Origin of the sequence: Sulfitobacter aestuariivivens (genome assembly GCF_014763045.1) — a bacterium.
Classification (GTDB): Bacteria; Pseudomonadota; Alphaproteobacteria; order Rhodobacterales; family Rhodobacteraceae; genus Sulfitobacter; species Sulfitobacter aestuariivivens.
Window position 1 is genome coordinate 205,114 of record NZ_JACTAG010000001.1, and the last position, 21,355, is coordinate 226,468.

At 58.6% G+C, this 21,355-nt stretch carries 20 protein-coding genes; 15 read left to right on the top strand and 5 right to left on the bottom strand.

The features are described 5' to 3' along the window. Positions 1-48 precede the first annotated feature (48 nt). The 4 genes from H9Q16_RS00885 (at position 49) to H9Q16_RS00900 (ending at position 2,752) form a co-directional block, all read left to right on the top strand. Positions 49-783, top strand: a complete 735-nt coding sequence (locus tag H9Q16_RS00885; protein ID WP_191073504.1) for a heme ABC transporter permease — start codon at positions 49-51, stop codon at positions 781-783. Position 784: 1 nt separating this feature from the next. Beyond that, positions 785-940, top strand: coding sequence for a heme exporter protein CcmD (ccmD, locus tag H9Q16_RS00890; protein WP_191073505.1), 156 nt, complete (start codon positions 785-787; stop codon positions 938-940). Beyond that, entirely contained in the window at positions 933-1,475 is a 543-nt protein-coding gene (locus H9Q16_RS00895; protein WP_191073506.1) for a DsbE family thiol:disulfide interchange protein, read from the top strand. The genes ccmD and H9Q16_RS00895 overlap by 8 nt, the downstream gene beginning before the upstream one ends. 332 nt (positions 1,476-1,807) lie before the next feature. Beyond that, on the top strand, positions 1,808-2,752 hold the full coding sequence (locus H9Q16_RS00900) for an NAD(P)-dependent oxidoreductase (protein ID WP_191073507.1): 945 nt from the start codon (positions 1,808-1,810) through the stop codon (positions 2,750-2,752). 507 nt (positions 2,753-3,259) lie between these two features. Here the strand turns inward: H9Q16_RS00900 and H9Q16_RS00905 are convergent. Together H9Q16_RS00905 and H9Q16_RS00910 are read right to left on the bottom strand one after the other, a co-directional pair. Next, on the bottom strand, positions 3,260-4,633 hold the full coding sequence (locus H9Q16_RS00905) for an L-serine ammonia-lyase (protein ID WP_191073508.1): 1,374 nt from the start codon (positions 4,631-4,633) through the stop codon (positions 3,260-3,262). Next, positions 4,633-5,328, bottom strand: coding sequence for a glutathione S-transferase family protein (locus H9Q16_RS00910; protein WP_191073509.1), 696 nt, complete (start codon positions 5,326-5,328; stop codon positions 4,633-4,635). Before H9Q16_RS00910 ends, H9Q16_RS00905 begins: the two co-directional genes overlap by 1 nt. 224 nt (positions 5,329-5,552) lie before the next feature. Between H9Q16_RS00910 and rpiA the strand changes: the two genes are divergently transcribed. The 6 genes from rpiA (at position 5,553) to H9Q16_RS00940 (ending at position 11,970) form a co-directional block, all read left to right on the top strand. Further along, on the top strand, positions 5,553-6,341 hold the full coding sequence (rpiA, locus tag H9Q16_RS00915; protein WP_191073510.1) for a ribose-5-phosphate isomerase RpiA: 789 nt from the start codon (positions 5,553-5,555) through the stop codon (positions 6,339-6,341). A 91-nt stretch (positions 6,342-6,432) separates the two neighbouring features. Further along, positions 6,433-7,911, top strand: a complete 1,479-nt coding sequence (locus tag H9Q16_RS00920; RefSeq protein WP_191073511.1) for an FAD-dependent oxidoreductase — start codon at positions 6,433-6,435, stop codon at positions 7,909-7,911. Between the two features lie 74 nt (positions 7,912-7,985). Continuing rightward, positions 7,986-9,206, top strand: coding sequence for an FtsH protease activity modulator HflK (gene hflK, locus H9Q16_RS00925; protein WP_191073512.1), 1,221 nt, complete (start codon positions 7,986-7,988; stop codon positions 9,204-9,206). Next, positions 9,206-10,105 (top strand): protease modulator HflC, encoded by a 900-nt coding sequence (hflC, locus tag H9Q16_RS00930; protein WP_191073513.1) that lies wholly within the window; start codon positions 9,206-9,208, stop codon positions 10,103-10,105. Before hflK ends, hflC begins: the two co-directional genes overlap by 1 nt. Then, complete coding sequence (locus H9Q16_RS00935) at positions 10,102-10,296, top strand: DUF2065 domain-containing protein (protein ID WP_191073514.1); 195 nt, start codon at positions 10,102-10,104, stop codon at positions 10,294-10,296. Before hflC ends, H9Q16_RS00935 begins: the two co-directional genes overlap by 4 nt. A 189-nt stretch (positions 10,297-10,485) precedes the next feature. Continuing rightward, positions 10,486-11,970, top strand: a complete 1,485-nt coding sequence (locus tag H9Q16_RS00940; protein WP_191073515.1) for a DegQ family serine endoprotease — start codon at positions 10,486-10,488, stop codon at positions 11,968-11,970. Between the two features lie 65 nt (positions 11,971-12,035). Here H9Q16_RS00940 and H9Q16_RS00945 read toward each other — a convergent pair whose 3' ends face one another. Beyond that, the gene (locus H9Q16_RS00945; RefSeq protein WP_246455403.1) at positions 12,036-12,590 is read right to left on the bottom strand and encodes a peptidoglycan-binding domain-containing protein; all 555 of its coding nucleotides are present in this window, start codon (positions 12,588-12,590) and stop codon (positions 12,036-12,038) included. Between the two features lie 173 nt (positions 12,591-12,763). On the opposite strand from H9Q16_RS00945, the gene H9Q16_RS00950 reads away from it, so the two are divergent. The 4 genes from H9Q16_RS00950 to H9Q16_RS00965 all read left to right on the top strand — a co-directional run bounded on the left by H9Q16_RS00950 (position 12,764) and on the right by H9Q16_RS00965 (position 16,882). Further along, positions 12,764-13,087, top strand: a complete 324-nt coding sequence (locus H9Q16_RS00950) for a 2Fe-2S iron-sulfur cluster-binding protein (RefSeq protein WP_191073516.1) — start codon at positions 12,764-12,766, stop codon at positions 13,085-13,087. Continuing rightward, on the top strand, positions 13,087-13,791 hold the full coding sequence (locus H9Q16_RS00955; RefSeq protein ID WP_191073517.1) for an FG-GAP repeat domain-containing protein: 705 nt from the start codon (positions 13,087-13,089) through the stop codon (positions 13,789-13,791). The genes H9Q16_RS00950 and H9Q16_RS00955 overlap by 1 nt, the downstream gene beginning before the upstream one ends. Continuing rightward, positions 13,785-14,183, top strand: coding sequence for a hypothetical protein (locus tag H9Q16_RS00960; protein WP_191073518.1), 399 nt, complete (start codon positions 13,785-13,787; stop codon positions 14,181-14,183). The genes H9Q16_RS00955 and H9Q16_RS00960 overlap by 7 nt, the downstream gene beginning before the upstream one ends. Positions 14,184-14,290: 107 nt before the next feature. Further along, positions 14,291-16,882: a methyl-accepting chemotaxis protein gene (locus tag H9Q16_RS00965; RefSeq protein WP_191073519.1), complete on the top strand. Its 2,592-nt coding sequence runs from the start codon at positions 14,291-14,293 to the stop codon at positions 16,880-16,882. Between the two features lie 236 nt (positions 16,883-17,118). On the opposite strand, the gene metG is transcribed toward H9Q16_RS00965, so the two are convergent. Both metG and H9Q16_RS00975 read right to left on the bottom strand, forming a co-directional pair. Further along, on the bottom strand, positions 17,119-18,831 hold the full coding sequence (metG, locus tag H9Q16_RS00970) for a methionine--tRNA ligase (RefSeq protein WP_191073520.1): 1,713 nt from the start codon (positions 18,829-18,831) through the stop codon (positions 17,119-17,121). A gap of 76 nt (positions 18,832-18,907) precedes the next feature. Next, entirely contained in the window at positions 18,908-20,128 is a 1,221-nt protein-coding gene (locus tag H9Q16_RS00975) for an MFS transporter (RefSeq protein ID WP_191073521.1), read from the bottom strand. Positions 20,129-20,262: 134 nt separating this feature from the next. Between H9Q16_RS00975 and H9Q16_RS00980 the strand changes: the two genes are divergently transcribed. Beyond that, positions 20,263-21,306: an aldo/keto reductase gene (locus tag H9Q16_RS00980; protein WP_191073522.1), complete on the top strand. Its 1,044-nt coding sequence runs from the start codon at positions 20,263-20,265 to the stop codon at positions 21,304-21,306. Positions 21,307-21,355 lie beyond the last annotated feature (49 nt).

The window sequence follows — 21,355 nt, forward strand, 5'->3', positions numbered from 1 at the left end:
ACGCGTTTCTGCATTGAGGTCGCCCGACGAGGAGACTAGATAGCCTGCATGTCGATCTGGACCTATGCAAACCCGGTCAAATTTCTGGCCCTCAGCACCCGCGTGCAGCCCTGGCTCTGGGCGGCTGCGTCGATTGCAATCGGCGTCGGGTTGGTCTGGGGCTTTTTCGGAACACCCGACGACTTTCGGCAGGGTTCCACGGTCAAGATCATCTATCTGCATGTGCCTTCAGCGCTGATGGCCATTAACGCGTGGTTCATGATGCTGGTCACATCGCTGATCTGGCTGATCCGCCGCCACCACGTCAGCGCACTTGCCGCCAAGGCGGCGGCACCTGTGGGTGTGGTGATGACACTGATTGCGCTTGTAACAGGCGCGATATGGGGACAGCCGATGTGGGGTACGTGGTGGGCATGGGATCCGCGCCTGACCTCCTTTTTGATCTTGTTCCTGTTTTACTTGGGCTACATCGCCCTGTGGGAAGCCATCGAGGATCCCGATACCGCCGCTGATCTGACCTCTATCCTGTGCCTTGTCGGGTCTGTCTTTGCCGTCCTCAGCCGCTATGCAGTGCAGTTTTGGAACCAGGGTTTGCATCAGGGTACCTCTGTCCCGGTTGCCACGGGAGGGCGCACAGTGGCGGACGTTTTCTGGTATCCGCTCTTATTGTCGATGATCGGCTTTGCGTTGCTTTTTGTTGCTTTGGTTTTCTATCGCACAGGCACCGAGATCCGGATCCGCCGGGCCGCGGCGTTGCGGGCCCGCGCGGGCAGAGGGCTTTAGAATGCCGGAGCTTGGCAAGTATGCAGTTGAGGTGCTGTCGGCCTATGCCGCATCGCTCGCTCTTTTGGCCGTGCTGATCCTGTTGACGCTGCGCCGTGGGCGCGCCGCACGTGCAGATCTGCGGCGTGCGGAAGCCGAAGGAAACAGCGATGCCTAAAGTCTCTCCGATGATGGTTGCGCCACCGCTTATCTTCGCAGCCTTCGTGGCCCTGGCAGCGGTTGGCATGTTTCGTGACGACCCTGACGGTTTGCCGTCGACGCTGGTCGGGCTACCCGCCCCCGGGGTGCCGGAAAAGGCGCTGGAAGGGTTTCCGCCCGCGACGGCAGAAATGCTCGCGTCGGGCGATGTGACACTTGTCAACTTCTGGGCCAGCTGGTGCCCACCCTGCCGCGCGGAACATCCTAAGTTGCTCGAGATGCAAGCCGCCGGCATCCCGATCATCGGGATCAATTTCAAGGACAAGGCATCCGCGGCAGCCGGGTATCTGATCGAAGATGACAATCCGTTCATTGGCGTCGGCTTTGACCCGCAGGGCCGCACCGCTATTGACTGGGGCGTAACAGCGCCCCCTGAGACATTCATTCTGGCAGGCGACGGCACGGTTCTTTATCGGTTTGCGGGCCCATTGGTGGGCAGTGATTATGAGCAGCGGTTTTTGCCAGAACTGAAGGCAGCGTCGGGTCAGGATTAAAGTCCTGCAGGCCGGTATCTGGCCCCTATCCTTGATAGTGTTGATCCTGCTCTGGGCTGAAGGTCGTCGTGCAAAAGCGATCTGAAATTGGCGGCAGAATATCTGAATTCTCAGGAACATGTGCGCGCACCTGGCATGGCCAGACCTTCAGCATTTGGACCTTGGCTGGACTGATGCTGGGCTTTGTGTGCGAACCATCCCTGTGGGTCTGTGTCCTATGCAGGTCAATCGGGCCCTCTCTGAGCCTTTTTGGCGTTGGATCCGGTCGCATTTAAGCGCGACATGTCGTGGACTGCCGCTGCACATGATGCAAACAGGATCAGGAGATGCAGATGAAGGTCGGATTTATTGGGCTTGGCAACGTGGGTGGAAAGCTGGCGGGGTCGTTGCTCAGGAATGGCGTGGATCTTTATGTCCATGATCTAAATGCGGATTTCGTGACCACAAAGGTCGCGGATGGCGCGAAGGACGGGCTGAGCTCTGCACACATGATGCAGACGTGTGATGCCGTGATCACCTGCCTGCCGTCGCCCGCCGCCTGTGCTGCGGTTGTCGCGGAACTGTTGCCACATGTGGGGCCGGGCAGGGTCTGGATGGAAATGTCCACGACGGATGCGGATCAGATCAAGGAACACGCGAACGCGGTGATCGCGCGCGGGGGCGAAGCCGTGGACTGCCCGGTTTCCGGTGGGTGCCATCGGGCGGATACGGGGAATATCTCGATCTACGCGGGCTGCACGCGGGATACGTTTGAAAAAGTGCTGCCGATCCTCACCCACATGGGGCGACGGATCTTGCATGTAGGGGATGTGGGGGCCTCCAGCACGCTCAAGGTGATGACCAATTATCTGGCCACCATCAATCTGCTGTCGCTTTGCGAGGCGTTGACGGTGATGAGAGCCGCGGGAATGGATCTGGGTGTCACCTATGAGGCGATTGCAGCGTCGTCAGGGAATTCCTTTGTGCATGAAACGGAAAGCCAGTTGATCCTGTCCGGGTCTCGCGATGTCAACTTCACGCTGGATCTTGTGCAAAAGGACGTCGGGCTGTTCCAGAAACTGGCGGACGATCATGGCGTGCCGCTTGAGATGTCGCCTCTGATGATCGAGATGCTGAGCGACGGGCAAAGGCGCTATGGGGACCGCGCGCAGTCCGATCGGATGATCGAACGGCTTGAGGAGGCGACGGGCCTTAGCATCACGGCACCCGGTTTCCCCACCGAACTGGTCGACGACGAACCCGAAGAGCGTGGCTATGAGGTGCCAGTACGGCGTTGAGCGTTTGGGCGAAGATGCATCGATGGCAGGCACACCTGCAGCCTCTCAAACGCCGCACCGGCCCATTGTCTGCGACTTGAGGATAGGTTTAGGGCAATTTTGGAATGGCAGGTTTGAGCCCATTGTGTTGAATGCTGCGGATTGTTCGAATGTCTGCTAAACGGTGGAGCAAAGAAGTTGTAAGGGCATGAAAGTTGCTGAGTTGGAACTCTGAAGATGGATGGCAGTTTAGCATTTTCGGCGCAGTTTTAGTCGCTGCCGTTGTCGCCTTTACAGTCTATCGCAATCGTGTCCGTCGCAAATCACTACGGAAACGCGAAGATGGAATGTACGTTTGGGTCGAGTGGCACGGAGGTGAACGAATTTCACACCGAGACCCTTCCGAACCGGGTGGCGAGTGGGACAGCGATGGCGATGGAGACGGCGGCGACTGAATAGCGGTCATTCAAAGCCCAACACTGGAAGGCGGCAATGTCCCGCGATCCAGTCCTTCAAACCGCCCCACGCTCAGCAGTTCGGTACGTTCACCGCCAATCCACCCAGCGAGGTTTCCTTGTATTTTTCGCTCATGTCCGCGCCCGTTTGACGCATGGTTTCAATACAGGCGTCGAGGGGGACAAGGTGGGTACCGTCGCCTCTGAGCGAAAGGGAAGCTGCCGAGACGGCTTTGATTGCGCCCAATCCGTTGCGCTCGATGCAAGGGACCTGCACAAGGCCTTTAACCGGGTCGCAGGTCATCCCGAGATGGTGCTCCAGCGCGATTTCAGCCGCGTTTTCCACCTGTTCCGGCGTACCGCCCATCACAGCGCAGAGACCGGCGGCGGACATCGCGGCGGCGGAGCCTACTTCGGCCTGGCAGCCTGCTTCGGCGCCTGAGATTGACGCGTTGAATTTGACCAAGCCGCCGATGGCGGCAGCGGTCAGCAGAAAATCCTCGACATGGGCCTCGGACGCGCCGGGCACGTGATCAAGATAGTAGCGCAAGGTCGCTGGCAGGACGCCAGCAGCCCCGTTGGTGGGGGCGGTCACGACCTGCCCGCCAGCAGCGTTTTCTTCGTTCACCGCCATTGCGTAGACACTCATCCAGTCGTTGATTGTGTGCGGGGCGTTCAGGTTCATGCCGCGTTCGGCTTGCAAGGCATCATGGATGCCTTTGGCGCGGCGCTTTACGTTTAGTCCGCCGGGCAGGATGCCGTCGGTCGTCAGGCCGCGGTCAATGCAGTCATTCATCACTTCCCAAAGGCGTCTGGTCCCGGTCTTGAGGCGTACCTCGCCGTTGCGGGATACTTCGTTATCGCGCTTCATGGCGGCGATGGTTTTGCCAGAGGTTTTTGCCATCGCAAGCATTTCAGCGGCGGACTTGAAGGGGAAGGGCACCGGGGCGCCCTCGTCTGTATCCTTGCCGGCGGCCAGCTCCGCTTCGGTCATCACAAAGCCACCGCCGATGGAATAATACGTCTCCCGCAGGGTCACGTCGCCTTGGGCATCTGTGGCCATCAGCATCATGCCATTGGCGTGGCCTTCCAGGCGGGTGTCATAGTCAAAGATCAGGTCGGTCTTGGGATCGAAAGACAGTGTCGGCAGACCGTCGACCGAGAGTGTCCGGTTGTCATGGATCTCTTTAAGCGTATCTTCTGCGCGTTCGGCGTCGTAGGTCTCTGGCGTAAAACCTGCCAACCCCAATATCGTTGCCCTGTCCGTGGCATGTCCGACGCCAGTGAAGGCCAGCGACCCATGCAAAGAGGCGCGCAGTCCTGAGAACTGGAAGGGTGAGGCACGCATCAGGTCGAGAAAGCGCGCGGCGGCCACCATCGGTCCCATCGTGTGGGAAGAAGAGGGGCCGATGCCCACTTTGAACATGTCGAAAACCGAGAGAAACATCAGGTTGCACTGCCTTCCGGTGGATTTGGGGGTTTGGGGGCCGTAAAGGGCGTCATGCCCAGCCCTTCAGCTTTTTGCAAGGCTGCGGTACAGGGCAAGGATTCCAGCCGCGCACATAGATCGTGGAGTGCAGGGTAATTGGTCAGGCGAAACCACCCGCGATTACGATCCTTGGGATAAAGCGCGGGCCAACGCAAGGTTCCTGCGCTGTAAAAATCCAGCACGGTCGGATGGTGCGCACCGAGAAACGGAGGGTTTTCGGCGGCGACCGCGTCAAGGGTTTTGAAGCTTTGATGCACGCCTGCCTCTGCGCCCACGCTCAGTGCTTCTTTGTGGTCGGGGGCGATGTATTTGTCCGGGTAGAACAGCATGCGCAGCGCTGGGTGAATGGTGTTTGAGAGAAAGAACAGCCACTTCAGAAAGGCGCCTCGGTCTGGGTCATGTGGGCCCGGGCCAAGCTGTCCATGTTTATCCGCCAACCACAGCAGGATCGCGCCTGTTTCAAACAGCGGGCCTTGCGGGGTTTGCAGCACCGGGATCAGCCCGTTGGGATTGAGCGCGCGATATGTGGCGCTTTCCTGCGCACGGGATGCGCGGTCAACCAGTTGGCCGGTGTAGGGGATGCCGCGATGCTCCAGCGCCAGTCGGATCACCAGCGAGGCATTGTCGGGCGCGTAATGGAGGACATACGTCATGGGGGTGTCCTAGCGCAGCGGTATGATCCTGCGTGCCTCATTGCGACCTGTTACGGTACGAAGTGGACGTGGTCTGATTGGTCGCGTTTCGCACATTGATCTGCCGCGTCATGTGCATTCGGTTCAGCATACCCTCCGCGGAAACCGGAAAAATACCATTGCGGGTATCGCCCCGTAAACGTTCGGGGGCTATAAGCGCACAACCAAAGATCAGGAGCGCGACAATGTCAGGAGATCTCTCACCCATCGACAGGGCCAAATTTGTGGCTGCCAAACGCGCGACAGATTTCGTCGATGATGGCATGCGTGTCGGGCTTGGAACCGGTTCAACCGCAGCCTGGCTGGTGCGTTGCCTTGGAGAAATGGTGCGCGATGATGGCCTGCGGATAAAGGGCGTGCCGACATCAACCCGTACCGCCGAACTGGCGCGGGACGTGGGGATCGACGTCATTTCGCTTGATGAAGCCAAGTGGCTCGACATCACCATTGATGGCGCGGATGAGTTCGATGGCGATCTCAATCTCATCAAGGGCGGAGGTGGGGCGCTCTTGCAGGAAAAAATCGTTGCGACGGCGTCGGATCAGATGATCGTTATTGCAGATGCGGCCAAGGAAGTGGAACATCTGGGCGCATTCCCTCTGCCGGTCGAGGTGATCCCATTTGGTTGGCAGACTACGCAGGCCCTGATCGAGGAAACGCTGATCAGCATGGATGTGATGGGGCGGACGTCAAGCCTTCGGATGAACGGTCAGGTGCCTTTCATCACCGATGAAGGCAATCACATTCTCGATTTGCATCTTGGCCGGATTGGCAATGCGCGACAACTGGCATTGGTGTTGAACCAGATGCCCGGCGTTGTGGAAAACGGGTTGTTCATCGATGTTTGTGACATCGTGATCATCGGCTATGGCAGTGGCAAGGTTGAAGTGCGCGATATCAACGAGGGCACCGTCTCATCCCAGCAGATAGATTTCGTGGAAAATGACAATCTTTTTGCCGATCTGGCGGATTGAGCTCCGCCAGACCCACAAATCTGCGCTGTCCTGTGGTCTTTGCGAAATCACGCCCATATAGAAGAGGGCGCAACATCAGCCGGAGCCTGTGATGAGCAACGACACTTTCGACTACGACCTTTTCGTGATTGGCGGCGGCTCAGGCGGCGTGCGTGCAGCACGCGTCGCAGCAGGAGAGCACGGTGCAAAGGTCGCGTTGGCAGAGGATGATCGCTATGGGGGGACCTGCGTCATTCGGGGCTGCGTGCCCAAGAAGCTGATGGTCTTTGCCTCCAGCTACAGCGGGATCGTGGAAGAAGCCAAGGCCTATGGCTGGGACCATTCAAAAGGTCCGTTTGACTGGCATGGATTTCGCGACCGTCTGAACAATGAACTGGACAGGCTGGAAGGCGTTTATCGCAACCTTTTGAAGGGCAGCGGGGTAGAGACCTTTGACATGCGTGCCCGTCTCAAGGATGCCCACACGGTCGAGCTCTCTGACGGAACCACAAAGACCGCCAAGCACATTCTTGTCGCAACAGGCGGACGGCCTGTGAGGCCCGATCTGCCTAATGCCGACCTTGGGATCGTGTCGGATGATATTTTCCACCTCGAACAATTGCCAAAGTCCCTGCTGATTATTGGCGGGGGGTATATCGCCTGCGAATTCGCCTGCATCATGAAAGGTCTGGGCGTCGAGGTGACGCAATATTATCGCGGCGCTCAGATCCTTCGCGGATTTGATGAAGAAGCCCGCGGGCTGGTTGCGGAAAGCATGCGTGAGAACGGCATCGATCTGCACGTCGGCACCAACATTGTCGAAATGCAGCTTGCGGGCGATCAGGAAGACGGCTCGATGCCGACGCAGTCTGATGCCGCCATGGGGGCATCGGCCCAGCAACGCGCGCAGATGCGCAAAGACAGCGACGGTGCTGCGGCAGGTCAGTCCGGCCCGATCTGGGTCAAGTCGACCAATGGCGGGCAAAAGGTCTTTGACATGGTGCTGTTCGCCACGGGCCGCGTGCCGAATACCGATGACATGGGTCTGGAAGACGCAGGTGTGAAAATCGGCCGACGGGGCGAGATAGAAGTGGACGAATTCAGCCAGACGGCAGTGCCGTCGATCTATGCCATCGGCGATGTCACAAACCGGGTAAACCTTACGCCCGTCGCAATCCGGGAGGGCATGGCCTTTGTTCAGACCGTCTTTGGCGGGGAGCCGACGCCAGTTGATCACGACCTGATTGCCAGCGCGATTTTCACGCAGCCCGAAATGGGGACTGTAGGCATGTCAGAGGAAGATGCACGCGACGCGGAAGAGGTCGAGGTGTATTGCACCTCTTTCAGACCCATGCAGACGGCCTTTGCTGACAAACCAAACCGCGTGCTGATGAAACTGGTGGTTTCAAAGAAGACACGGGTGGTACTGGGCTGTCACATTGTCGCTCCTGCGGCCGGGGAACTCATCCAGATGGCAGGTATCGCGATCAAGGCAAAGCTGACCAAGGAACAATTTGATGCCACCTGCGCGGTGCATCCCACGATGTCCGAAGAGCTTGTAACCATGCGTTCACCGATGCGGACAGCTTGATTTTCGGACCAAAGACACACATTTGAAGCACAACGGGTTCTCATGGCGGGAACCACTTAGGGGAAAGGCAATCGATGGCTGGGAATTCAGGCGGCCCATGGGGCGGCGGCGGCGGAAACAAAGGCGGGGACAGGGGGCAGGATGACGGCCCTCGTGAACCGCGCGGTCCAAATGGCGGCGGGCGTGGTCCCGGCGGTGATGGTCCACAAATTCCTGAAATCGATGAACTTGTCAAAAAGGGGCAGGAGCAGCTGCGCGTCCTGATGGGCGGCGGTGGTCGCAAACGTGATCGCCCCAATGGCGGCGGTGGCGGCGGTGGCACGGGCCCTGCGATTACCGGCGGCACGATTGGTCTTGGACTTGTTGCAGCAGCGGTGCTTTGGGGCTTTGCAAGCTTCTACACGGTTCGCACGGAACAGCAGTCCATCGAATTGTTCCTTGGCGAATTTTCCGAGATCGGCACCGAAGGTCTGAACTTTGCACCCTGGCCTTTGGTCACGGCAGAAGTGTTCGACGTGACCACCAACCGCACGGAAGAGCTCGGCATTCGTCGGGGCAATGACGGCAACGAGGGTCTGATGTTGACCACGGATGAAAACATTGTGGACATCGACTTTCAGGTGGTCTGGAACATCAAAGATGCCAAGGACTTTAAATTCTCTCTGCGTGACCCGGATGCGTCTGTACGTGCGATTGCAGAATCTGCGATGCGCGAAGTTGTGGCGCAATCTGAACTGGCTCCAATCCTGAACCGGGATCGTGGCGTGGTTGAAGAGCGCGTCAAGGAACTGACCCAGTCGACGCTGGACAAGCGCGACAGCGGTATCAACATCCTGCGTGTCAACGTGAACAAGGTCGATCCGCCATCGGAATCTGTGCAGGTCACAGATGCCTCCGGCAACACGACGACGGTGTCGGTCGTGGACGCCTTCCGCGACGTTCAGGCCGCAGAACAGGAACGTGACCGGGTGGAACGTCAGGCTGACGCCTACGCCAACCAGCGTACCGCCGAAGCGCGCGGTGAAAGCGCAAGATTGCTTGAGGCTGCGGAAGGTTACCGTGCGCGTGTGGTCAATGATGCCATCGGTGAAGCCAGCCGTTTCGAGGCGGTCCTTGAAGAGTATACCGCCGCACCGGAAGTGACTCGCAAGCGTCTTTACCTTGAAACCATGCAGAAGGTGCTGGGCGACGTGGACAAGATTATCCTTGAAAACAATACCGGCGGAAATGGCGGGCAAGGTGTCGTACCTTATCTGCCGCTGAATGAGCTTCGGCGCAATGGAGGGTCAAACTGATGCGTGCAACAAGATTCCTGATCCCCATTTTGGTGGTCGCCGTCGTCGCTGTTCTGATGGCCATTTACGTGGTCGATGAACGCGAAAAAGTGCTCGTGGTCCGTTTTGGTCAAATTGAACAGGTCCGCACGGAACCTGGTATCGGCTTTAAAGTGCCTCTTCTTGATGAGGTGCTGCGGTTCGAGGACCGGGTCCTGTCGCTTGAAACCGAAGTGATCGAAGTTACGCCAGCCGATGATCGTCGCTTGCGTATTGACGCTTTCGTTCTCTACCGGATCGACGACATCGTGCAGTATCGTCAGGCGATTGGTACCGGCGGTCAGGGGCGTGCCACGGCTGAACTGAGCGGTATTCTGGAATCCCAGATCCGCGCCGTGCTTGGTGCGCAGGGTGTCACGTCCAACACCATCCTGTCCCCGGAACGGGCTGATCTGATGGATCAGATCAGGGTGCGGTCTGACAGCCGCGCCTCGGCGCTGGGCCTTGAGGTTGTGGATGTGCGTCTGCGCCAGACCAACCTTCCCGACCAGAACTTTGACGCAACCTTGCAGAGGATGATTGCGGAACGTGAACGTGAAGCAACCGACGAACGCGCCCGGGGCCGCGAGGCCGCACAGCGTGTAACGGCGCTTGCCGACCGGACCTATGAAGAGATCCTGTCGGAAGCCAATCGGGACGCGCGCATCATCGAAGGTGAAGCGGACGCGGAGCGGAACCGCATCTTTGCCCAAGCCTATGGCAAAGATCAGGAATTCTTTGAATTCTACCGCTCGCTTTCGGCTTACGAGGAAGCGCTTCAGGGGAAGAATTCCACGATGGTGCTGTCACCGGATTCCGAATTCTTCAACTACCTGCGCTCTGATCAGGGCAGCCGGTCGGAAGAAGGCGAACTTCGTTGAGCCTGCTGCTGCTGGCCTTCGGGCTGGTCATGATACTTGAGGGGCTGGTCTATGCGCTGGCCCCTCAGCTTTTGGAGCGTATGCTGGAAGCCATGCGCGCCATGCCCGAAGCCGCCATCCGCCAGATTGGTGCGCTGGTCGTGGTAGGAGGTCTGATCCTTGTCTGGGGTGCGTTTCAGATCGGTTTGTGACCAGATCCTGCATGAGGGCACCAATTGTTGATCCCGCCGGTTTTGGAAATGCCGGGTAAGACGGGAAAGCTTGTGTTGAAAACACCGTGATAAAGCACATCTTTGATGTTGCGATAGAAGGCGCGACAGCGCACTCTTGCGCGGGAAAGCAAAGACAGGACCTTTTGTGGTCTGATTGAGGAGAAAGCGATGCAGCCAAGGGCACGCACGAAAGCCAGAAAATTTCACGAAAGCAAAACCTTCCGCGCAGGAATGGTGACGCTGCTGGCCATGGCTCTGGTTGTGGCGATGGCGCTGCAAGCCTTTGCCAAGCCCGAGAGCCTTGCCCCGCTGGCCGAGCAGATCAGCCCTTCGGTTGTCAACATCACCACCTCGACCGTGGTCGAAGGCCGCACCGGACCGCGCGGTATCGTGCCCGAAGGATCACCGTTCGAGGATTTCTTCCGCGAATTTCAGGACCGCAACAACGATGGTGAAGGCCCGCGTCCGCGCCGGTCCTCTGCGTTGGGTTCAGGCTTTGTGATTTCCGAAGATGGCTTTGTCGTGACCAACAACCACGTGATTGACGGTGCGGACGAAATCACGATCGAATTCTTCTCCGGACAGGAATTGAAGGCCAAGGTGATCGGGACCGACCCCAATACCGATATCGCGCTCTTGAAGGTCGAGGCGGAAGAGCCATTGTCCTTTGTGAACTTTGGCGACAGCAACGAGGCACGGGTGGGCGACTGGGTTATCGCCATGGGCAACCCACTGGGGCAGGGGTTTTCCGTTTCTGCGGGCATCGTGTCTGCACGTAACCGCGCGCTTAGCGGTACCTATGACGACTACATTCAGACTGATGCCGCGATCAACCGGGGCAATTCCGGGGGTCCGCTGTTCAATATGGACGGTGATGTAATTGGCGTGAATACCGCAATCCTCAGCCCCAATGGCGGCTCGATCGGGATCGGTTTTTCCATGGCCTCCAACGTTGTGACCCGGGTTGTTGATCAGCTCAAGGAATTTGGCGAAACCCGTCGCGGGTGGCTGGGCGTGCGTATTCAGGACCTGAACGAAGATCTGGCGGAAAGCATCGAAGGTCTGACAACAGCCAAGGGCGCTTTGATCACCGATGTGCCTGAAGGGCCTGCCAAAGAAGCGGGTCTTGAGACCGGAGACGTTATCCTTCAATTCGATGGCGTGGACGTAGAAGATACCCGCGGCCTGGTGCGTCAGGTGGGGAACAGTCCCGTCGGTGCCGTGATCCGTGTCACTGTTTTGCGGGACGGGAAAAGCCAGACTTTCAAGGTCACTCTGGGACGTCGCGAAGATGCGGACAGCGACGCAACGCCAGAGGCCACGGATGAAGACGAGGCAGATGAGGGCGCGCAAACCTCAGAAATGCTTGGCCTGACCCTGACCCCGCTGACCGATGCCCTGCGCGAGGAGTTGGGCGCGGACAGCAAGATGGTTGGCCTTGCCGTGACGGCGGTAGACGAGAGCAGCGAGGCTTATGAGAAGGGCTTGCGCACGGGCGATATCATCACCGAAGCCGGCCAGCAGAAGATCACCAGCTTCGACGACTTGCAAAAGCGTCTGGCCGCGGCCAAGGACGCCGGGCGCAAATCATTGTTGCTGTTGGTACGCCGGGCAGGCGATCCACGTTTTGTGGCGCTGACCTTGACCGACTGATCGTAAGGTCTGATTGGCACAGAACGGCCCCTTGCGGGGCCGTTTTGGTTTTGAGGGTGCTGATCTTAGCTGCGCGGAACGGCGACTAACCCCAGAAGGCGGGCTGTCGCAAGGGCCAAAACCGGGCTGTCAGGGCCGCCGTTCTCACGCTGATAATTGCGCATGGCAGCCCGCGTGGGTGGGTCGAATACGCCTGTCGCCGTCCCGCCATAGTAGCCGCGCGCGGCCAGTGCCCGTTGCAGTGAGGCATAAAACTCAGGCGTCAGGACGTTTCCACAGGGCGTTTCAAACCAGTTATCGACACGCGGCGTGACGATCTCTTGGCGTTCTTCGGTGCGGTATTTGGGCGGTGCGGCAACGGTGCCATCGGGATTTACCTGTGCGGGCTTCACCTGCACCTGTTTCACGACCGTCTGAACCACAGCGGGGCTAACGGTGCGTCCCCAGCACGTCCCCTCGGCTGCACCCGGCGGACCGTCGCGTGTGGCAGCCATAACGCCCGGTTCTTTGCGCGTGGGTGCGACAGGGTCGCTGACAGGATCGCATCCGGTCAGCACCACGGCAAGTGTGATGATCAGGGAGGCGGCATAGCGCTTTGAGTTCATTTTTGCCTGCGTCATGGCCCAATGCCTTTGGGTCTGGTCTTTCGCGCACCCTAGCGGCTTTCCAGCAGCAAGGATAGCAGCCTGTGGCATTTGTGATCCCGGTGAATGCGATGGGGAAAAAGGGGGGTGGCATGGCTTTGCCATCGCTACTAGATATGGCGAAGCGGATCACGGAAAGGGGCTTACGAATGGCCAAAATTACTTATGTCGAACACGGCGGTACCGAACACGTCGTAGAGGTGGCAAACGGCCTGACGGTCATGGAAGGCGCACGCGACAATAACATACCAGGCATCGAAGCCGATTGCGGCGGCGCCTGCGCCTGTTCGACATGTCATGTCTATGTTGACCCCGCCTGGGTCGACAAGCTGCCGTCCAAGGACGACATGGAAGAAGACATGCTTGATTTCGCGTACGAGCCCGATCCCGAGCGGTCCCGTTTGACCTGCCAGCTCAAGGTCACGGATGCGTTGGACGGATTGCGCGTTCAGATGCCCGAAAAGCAAATCTGATGCGGCTTGCGGCGATGCTGATTTGCCTTTTGGCAAGCAGCGCCTTCGCCGAGACAATCGTGGGCGCGCGTTTTATTGCGCCCACTCAGCACTACGCCCATGGCATTCTTGGGGACACCACCGAATACGGCGGCATGATGGTCGAACTGTCTAGCGGACAGGATTTTCTGGTGGGGTTTCCACCGCGCTCGCGTGTTTTCGAAGACATCGCACCCAGACTTTGGGACCTGACAGGCGATAGCTCCCCCGAGGTTGTGGTCATTGAGACCAACCCACCGGAAGGCGCACAATTGGCGGTTTACGGTGTCCGGGAAGGGGCGGTGTTCAAAATCGCGGCAACCCCTCACATTGGACGCACTAACCGCTGGCTCGCCCCCATAGGTGCGGCTGACCTTGACGGTGACGGACACATCGAAGTCGCCTATATCGACCGCCCGCATCTGGCCAAGACCTTGCGCGTCTGGCGTTTCAAGGACCAGATGCTGGAACCTGTTGCCGATCTTCCGGGCTTTACCAATCACCGCATTGGCGAAACTGATATTGCAGGTGGCATACGCGTCTGTGGCGGTGTGCCTGAAATGATCGTAGCCCGCAGCGATTGGGCGCGGGTGATGGCCATCACCTTTCAGAACGGTACGTTCGCCGCCCGGGACCTGGGCCCGCACAAGGGTCGCGAGAGTTTCGCGCACGCGCTAAAATGCTGAGCCGCGCCTTCGCTCTGTCAGCGCTGTGCATCTGCGCCGGGGCGGCTGTGGCACAACAGCAGATATCGCCTGAGGCATTTCTTGACCGGGCAGAAGGCAAAACGTTCACGTTCCGGCAATATCAGGGCAATGCTTACGTCGGGACAGAGCAGTTTCTGCGCCGCGATCTGTCGGTCTGGGCCACGTCAACAGGGCGCTGTACATACGGCACGATCACTGTCCGCGGGCCGCAGGTATGCTTTCTCTACGATGATTTTCCGGATCCTGAAAATTGCTGGCTCCCGTTTGAATATAACGGTGACTTGGTCGTCATGGCGCCCACGGGGGAAGTTCAGCGCGTCACGAAGATTACAGAACGCCCCATCAGCTGCGAAGGTGCGCCCGTCTCCTGAGGGAAGATCAGTCTCTGCTTGCACGTTAATCAGGATGTAAGACCTGTCGACCTAGTGTCATCCGAGGGTTCGGCATTGGGCCGTTTTCATCCCGGAGGAATGGCAAAATGGCGCGAGAGACTGCACAGTTCAGTGAGGTGCATCCACTGCGCAGTCTGTTCATTGCCTGTACACTAGTGGTCGCGTGCTGTGTCGTTGTCGTGGCATTTACCATCGAAACCAAAAGCTATCTCAACGAAGAAAGATACGTGAAGCAATCGGTGGCAGAGCGGGCCGCCGAAGTGACAAATCTGCTATCGATGCAGTTGGGCGGTTCCGTTCAATTTGAGAACAACGAAGCGCTGGACCGGATAGTTGGGAATGTGATGGCCCAGGCGGGACAGGATGCGCTGGGTGCTGTGGTCTATGACGCGCAGGCTAACAAGCTCTATCAGACACCGCTTAAGGGTAAAGATGCTGCCGTGATTGACCAAATCGCGCTGCAGGTTCTGGAGAGCGGCGCCAATGTGCTCTCTGAAAGCGGCAATGCTAAAGGCGTGCCGATCACATTCGGTGAAAACAATCAGGTCGTTGGTGTTGTCGTCACCGAATGGACGGAGCAATTCCGCCTTGAGGGAATGTTTGCGCGAAGATTGCAGTCTCTGGCCGCAGGGGCCGGTGTTCTGGCGCTCGCACTTGTCGCCGCAGCGTTGTTTTTGCGATGGCACATGTCACAGCCTTTGACACGCCTTCAGAGTGCCCTGTCGACCATTGCCAGAGGCGATTATGGTGGAACAGTGACCGAAACCCATCGCCCGGATGAAATCGGCACAATGGCGATCGGTCTGGAGCACGTCCGCATTGCGCTTGCTCAGTCGCAGGACCTTGCCCGCGAGACGGATTTCAAAAGCACGGCTTTTGTCAGCTCATCGGCCCCCATGATGATGGTGAACGAAGATTTTGAGGTGATCTTTGTCAATCCGGCTTGCGAAGCGCTGATCGGCAAAATCATGACTTCGCTTGTGGAAGTCTGGCCGGCAATTTCCCCCCAAAATCTGGTCGGATGCAACATGTCCGATCTTGATGGGATCGAGGACTGTATCGCCGCAATCAAAAGATCTGACGCGGGAAATCCGATGGGGCGGCGGTCGGTCGAAAAGGATCTGAGGCTTGACGGGCGTATCGTTCAGATCCGACTTAGCCCTGCCGTCGACAATACCGGCGAGATGATTGGCTGTGTGATCGAATGGAAGGATCGGACCGAAGACCAGCGCAACGCGGCCCTCATCGCGGCAATCAATGCCAACCAAGTGCGGATAGAATACGATCTGGACGGCAGGATCGTCGACGCAAATGACAACTTCCGGAAACTGATCAAGGGACAATTCTCTGATGCATCTCTTTGTTCGATTGCAACCATGTTTGCAGGAAACCTGGAGGGGGATGAAACAGGAGAGACGTTTGCCGCAAAAGTGATTGGCGGCGTAATTCAGCGTGGCCGGTTTACCCTCAATATCCGACAAGCCCCAGAAGGGTTTGTCATGGACGGCAGCTTTGCGCTGCTCAAAAACGAGGACGCACAAACCGAAGGCGTTATCTTCCTGGCCAACGATGTCACAGAACAGGCAACAAACATCGCCGCCGCAAAAGCGGAGCGATTGAAGAATGCGCGCGGGCAGGAGCATGTCGTCGCCATCCTGGGGCAGGCGCTAACGACACTGTCGCAGGGTGATTTGAACGCGCGCATCACCCAGGACGTGCCAGAAGCCTATGAGAAACTGCGCAGAGACTTTAACGCAACCGTCGAAGCGCTGCGCGGTGCAATCGTCGCCGTTGTTGAGAACAGCGATTCGATCCGCAATGAAACGGCTGAAATCACCTCCGCTGCGGACGACCTGTCGTTCAGGACAGAAAAGCAAGCCGCGACATTGGAAGAAACGGCGGCGGCGCTGGATGAGTTGACGGTGTCCGTCAAGTCAGCGGCAGAGGGTGCCGACGAAGCCAGCAGCATGTCTGCGGATGCGCAAAAGAACGCAGAGCAGGGCGGCGATGTGGCGCGCAAGGCTGTCGCCGCCATGGACAGCATCAAGGCGTCGTCGCTGGAAATCTCCAAAATCACGACAGTTATCGACGACATTGCCTTTCAGACAAATCTGCTCGCGCTTAACGCCGGGGTAGAGGCGGCGCGTGCGGGCGAGGCGGGGCGGGGGTTTGCCGTAGTCGCCACCGAAGTGCGCGCTTTGGCCCAGCGCTCGTCCGATGCAGCCAGGGAAATAAACGCGCTGATTTCCTGTAGCGGTGAACAGGTGCAGCAGGGCGTTGAACTGGTTGACCGCACCGGGGCGGCGCTGGCCTCAATTGTGACGTCGGTTTCGGAGATTTCCAATCGGGTTTCCGCCATCGCCGTCTCCGCACGCGAGCAATCGAGCGGACTGGCTGAAATCAACGCCGCTGTGAATGAATTGGATCATGTCACCCAACAAAACGCAGCCATGTTTCAGGAAACGACAGCCGCAAGTCACGCGTTGACATCGGAGGCCGATGCGCTTGCCAATGCCGTTTCGCGCTTCAAGCTTGATGGAATATCAGCAACACCAAAAACCGCTGCCCCGACCGCATTTTCCACGCCCGTGACGTCTGCATCAGGGCCATTCTTGGAAGGAAGTGCTGCGCTCGAACTATCGGAGTATCCTGAATCGGACGGATGGGAAGAATTCTAAACCCGGTTCGTGGATTGCGAGTACAATTCGGGTCAGGTTTTTGGTGAGAATTGCCAGCTTTTTCCGCCGGACCCCGACAAAATCACCACATGCCAGATTGGATCAATGGCACGTCAATCGCAGCGAAGGGATTAAGGTGGTCTGCTCGGTTTCTGAAACCAAAAGTTGCATCGCTAAACGAAGGGCCGCGGACGATGTTCGCCCGCGCCGGATCTCATACAGCAATGCTTGGCCTATCAGGTCCTGTCGCCAGCAAACCGTTCAGCCCATGCTTCGCGATTGTCGTCACTGATTTTGGCGAACAAGACTTCGGGCACCTCGAATTCATGGCCCGGCGAGAGGGTCGCGAGTGCCGCTTCAACGCTGTCGGGCCAGCCGGCATCGGGCACTTTCATCGCGTCCAGCATCCGCGCCGCAGCTGTCGGAATGAAAGGCGCGGACAAGACCGCGTAGAGCGGAATGAGATTGAGCGCCAGCCGCACCTGAGCGGCAGCCTTGTCGGGATCGGATTTCACCGTGGTCCAGGGCGCCTCGGCTTGCAGATATTCGTTGCCTGCAGCCCAGATCGCGCGCAGTTCAGCCGCGGATTTGCGCACTTCCATTGCGTCCATCTGGGCCTCATAGCGTGCGACCCGCTGCGCCAGATCGGCGATCAGCGCGTGTTCGGCCTCTCCGTATTCCCCCGCAGCGGGCACGGCCTCACCAAACTTGGAACGGCAGAACTTGGTAATCCGGCTGACGAAATTGCCCAACACATCCGCAAGGTCCTTGTTCACGGATGCTTGGAAGTTCTCCCAGGAAAACTCTGCGTCCTGCGTTTCCGGCGCATGGCTCAAAAGCCACCACCGCCAATAGTCGGCGGGCAGAATGTCGAGCGCCTGATCCATGAAGACCCCCCGCCTGCGGGAAGTGGAGAACTGCCCGCCATCGTAGTTCAGAAAATTGAACGACTTGATGTAGTCCACCAGCTTCCATGGCTCGCCCGAACCCATGATCGTGGAGGGAAAGCTGAGCGTGTGGAAGGGGACGTTATCCTTGCCCATGAATTGGGTATAGGTCACGTCGTCCGCCCCCTTGTCGGTGCGCCACCATCGTTCCCAATCGGTCCCCTTGCCCGCGTCCACCCACTCCTGCGCGCAGGCGATGTATTCAATCGGCGCGTCGAACCAGACATAGAACACCTTGCCTTCCATGCCCGGCCAATCAACATCGCCCCGCTTGACCGGGACACCCCAGTCAAGATCGCGGGTGATCCCACGATCCTGCAAGCCATCCCCGTCATGCAGCCATTTCTTCGCAATGGATGTGGTCAGGACCGGCCAATCGGTTTTGCTGTCGATCCATTCGTCGAGCGTGTCCTTCATCGCTGACTGGCGCAGCATCAGGTGTTTGGTCGCGCGCATCTCAAGGTCGGTGGCGCCAGAGATGGTCGAGCGCGGGTTGATCAGGTCTTCGGGATCCAGCTGCTTGGTGCAATTGTCGCACTGATCGCCGCGCGCGTCTTCAAAACCGCAGTTGGGGCACGTGCCTTCGACATAACGATCGGGCAGAAAGCGCCCATCGGTGGGCGAGTATATCTGGCGCTGGTCAACTTCATCGATCAGACCCTGATCGGCCAGCACACCCGCGAAATGCTGTGTCAGCGTGTGATTCTGCGCACTCGAAGAGCGCCCGAAATGATCAAAGCTGAGGCCAAAGCCTTCGGCGATGCGCGCCTGAACTTCGTGCATTTCGGCGCAGTATTGGGCGACAGGTTTGCCCGCCTTGGCAGCGGCCAATTCGGCGGGTGTGCCATGTTCGTCAGTGGCGCACAGAAACAGCACCTCATGCCCGCGCATGCGCAGATACCGCGCATAGAGGTCCGCAGGCAGTTGGCTGCCCACGAGATTGCCCAGGTGTTTGACCCCGTTGATGTAGGGGATCGCCGAAGTGATGAGATGTCGCGCCATGGTGCCGTCTTTGGTCTGGAATGAAGCACCGCTTTAGCAGGGGCGGGTACGGTTCACCAGTCTTTAGCGCGGCCGCTTATTCATCGCGCGACCGGCCCAGCAATCGGCCAACGATGAAACTGGTGCGCGGGGCATAGACGTAGCGGGTGCGATCGGGTCGGGTCGACCGGGCACGCATGCGTATGAGGCCAAAGACAACCAACCCGCCATGCGCCACGCTGATCATCAAGAAAAGGGCGGAGGGACCAAAATTCTCAATCAGGACGGAGGCGAGATACGGCGCAAATATTGCGCCCAAGGCAAAGTAGAACATCAGGGCTGCCGATAGTTCGACCCGTTCCTCGGAGCTGGCAAAGTCATGGGCGTGAGCGGCGGCAACAGAGTAGATCGGAAAGGTTGTCAGGCCGAAAAGGGCTGCGGTAAGCATGATCCCGGTGGTGCCCAGTCCGCTGCTCATCATTGTGATCCCGCAGCTGATCATCGCCGCAATCGACAGCCAAATCAGCACCCAGCGGCGGTCATATTTATCGGCCAGCCAACCGATTGGAAACTGGGCAACCGCCCCCCCCAGCACAAACGCAGACAAAAACCAGGCGATCTGTCCTGCGGTCAACCCGACCTCCTGACCATAGATCGGGCCCACCATGCGGAAAGAGGCGCTTGATACGGCGGCAACAACGACGCCAGCCGCGGCAAGAGGCGAGCGTTCAACCGCCAGTCTTGGGCGCAAACGAGGTGAGGCCGGCGTTTCGGGCTGGGCGACTTTGGTCAGCGTGATGGGCAGAAGGGCCGCGATGCATCCGATAGCCAGCAGGTTGTATGAGACGTAGGACGCCGGAGCGAGAATGCCGATGATCATTTGCGCGCCCAGTGATCCGGTCATGTCGACGACGCGGTAGATGCCCATGGCTCTGCCGCGCGTTTCGTTGGTGACTTTGGCTTGCAGCCAGGCCTCTATCACCGTGTAGCAACCCGCGACGCACAGACCCGAACCCACGCGCATCACCGTCCAGGCGTAGGGGTCCAATACCAGCATATGTGCCATCAGGCTGATCGCCCCCACTGCTGTGAAGGCGGCAAAGGCACGGCTATGGCCAATTGACCCCATTAGACGCGGGGCCCACCAGCACCCGATGAAAAAGCCAAAGAAATGGGCGGACCCCAACAGGCCGATCTGCTGTCGTGAAAAGCCCAGTTGGGTGCCGGAGAGCACATCGAGAGGTCCAACGCCGCCAGAGCTTAGCTGCAACAGGATGACAGAGAAAAACAGGGCGGCAAAGGAAACCAAGAGGCGCATGAGACCGCTCTACGCCTCTTTGCGGGCCGTCCCGCGCGGGAATGCGACGGCAGCAGCGTCGTTTTTGCCTCTTTGGGTTGCGGTCGTGTGCCATGCGGCTAGGTTGCCCGGAACCACCATTGGAGCCGTGCGAGATGAAAATGAAGACTCTTGGCCGTAGTGATCTAACCGTGTCCGAGTTTTGCCTCGGGTCGATGACTTGGGGCAGTCAGAACAGCTTTGCCGAAGGACATGCGCAGATTGATGCGGCTCTGCAGGCGGGAATCAACTTTGTCGATACCGCAGAGATGTATCCGGTCAACCCGGTCAGCGCAGAAACGACCGGGCGTACGGAAGAGGTGATTGGCGACTGGTTTGCTACCCGCAAGGGGCGTGACCGGATGGTGTTGGCGACAAAACATTCCGGGGAGGGCATGATGCATGTGCGAGACGGTGCGCCGATATCATCGGCAACGATCCCCGAAACCATTCAGGGGTCGCTGAGACGTTTGAAAACGGACTATATCGACCTCTACCAATTTCACTGGCCCAATCGCGGCAGCTATATGTTTCGGAAGAATTGGACCTTTGACCCTTCTGATCAAAGCCGTGCAGATACGATCGCCCATATGGAAGATGCGCTGGGCGCATTGCAGCGCGAAGTCGAAAAAGGCACGATCCGCGCCTTTGGGTTGTCCAACGAAAGCGCCTGGGGGTTGGCGCAATGGGCGGCGGTGGCGGACCGGGTTGGGGGCCCTCGACCGGTGTCCGTACAGAACGAATATTCGTTAATGTGTCGTATGGCAGATACGGATGTTTCAGAGGCTTGCATCAATGAAGACATTGATATGTTGGCATTTTCGCCGCTCGCTGCGGGATTGCTAAGTGGCAAATACCGTGGTGGGGCGATACCCGACGGATCCCGCGCGACCTATGTGGCGGATTTGGGCGGGCGCAAAACCGAACGCGCGGCAGAGGCGGTTTCGGCCTATCATGCGGTGGCCAACGAACACGGGCTTGATCCGATTCACATGGCATTGGCATGGTGCACCACCCGACCCTTTATGGGGTCGGTAATATTCGGGGCAACGTCGCAGGCGCAGCTGGAGCACATCCTTTCGGGCTGCGATCTGATCCTGAGCGATGAGGTTCTGGCGGCGCTGGATGAAACGCATCGGGCGCACCCCATGCCATACTGAGGACCGCAGGAAATCGGCGGCCAACCGGCCCCGATGATCTGTTTGCGGC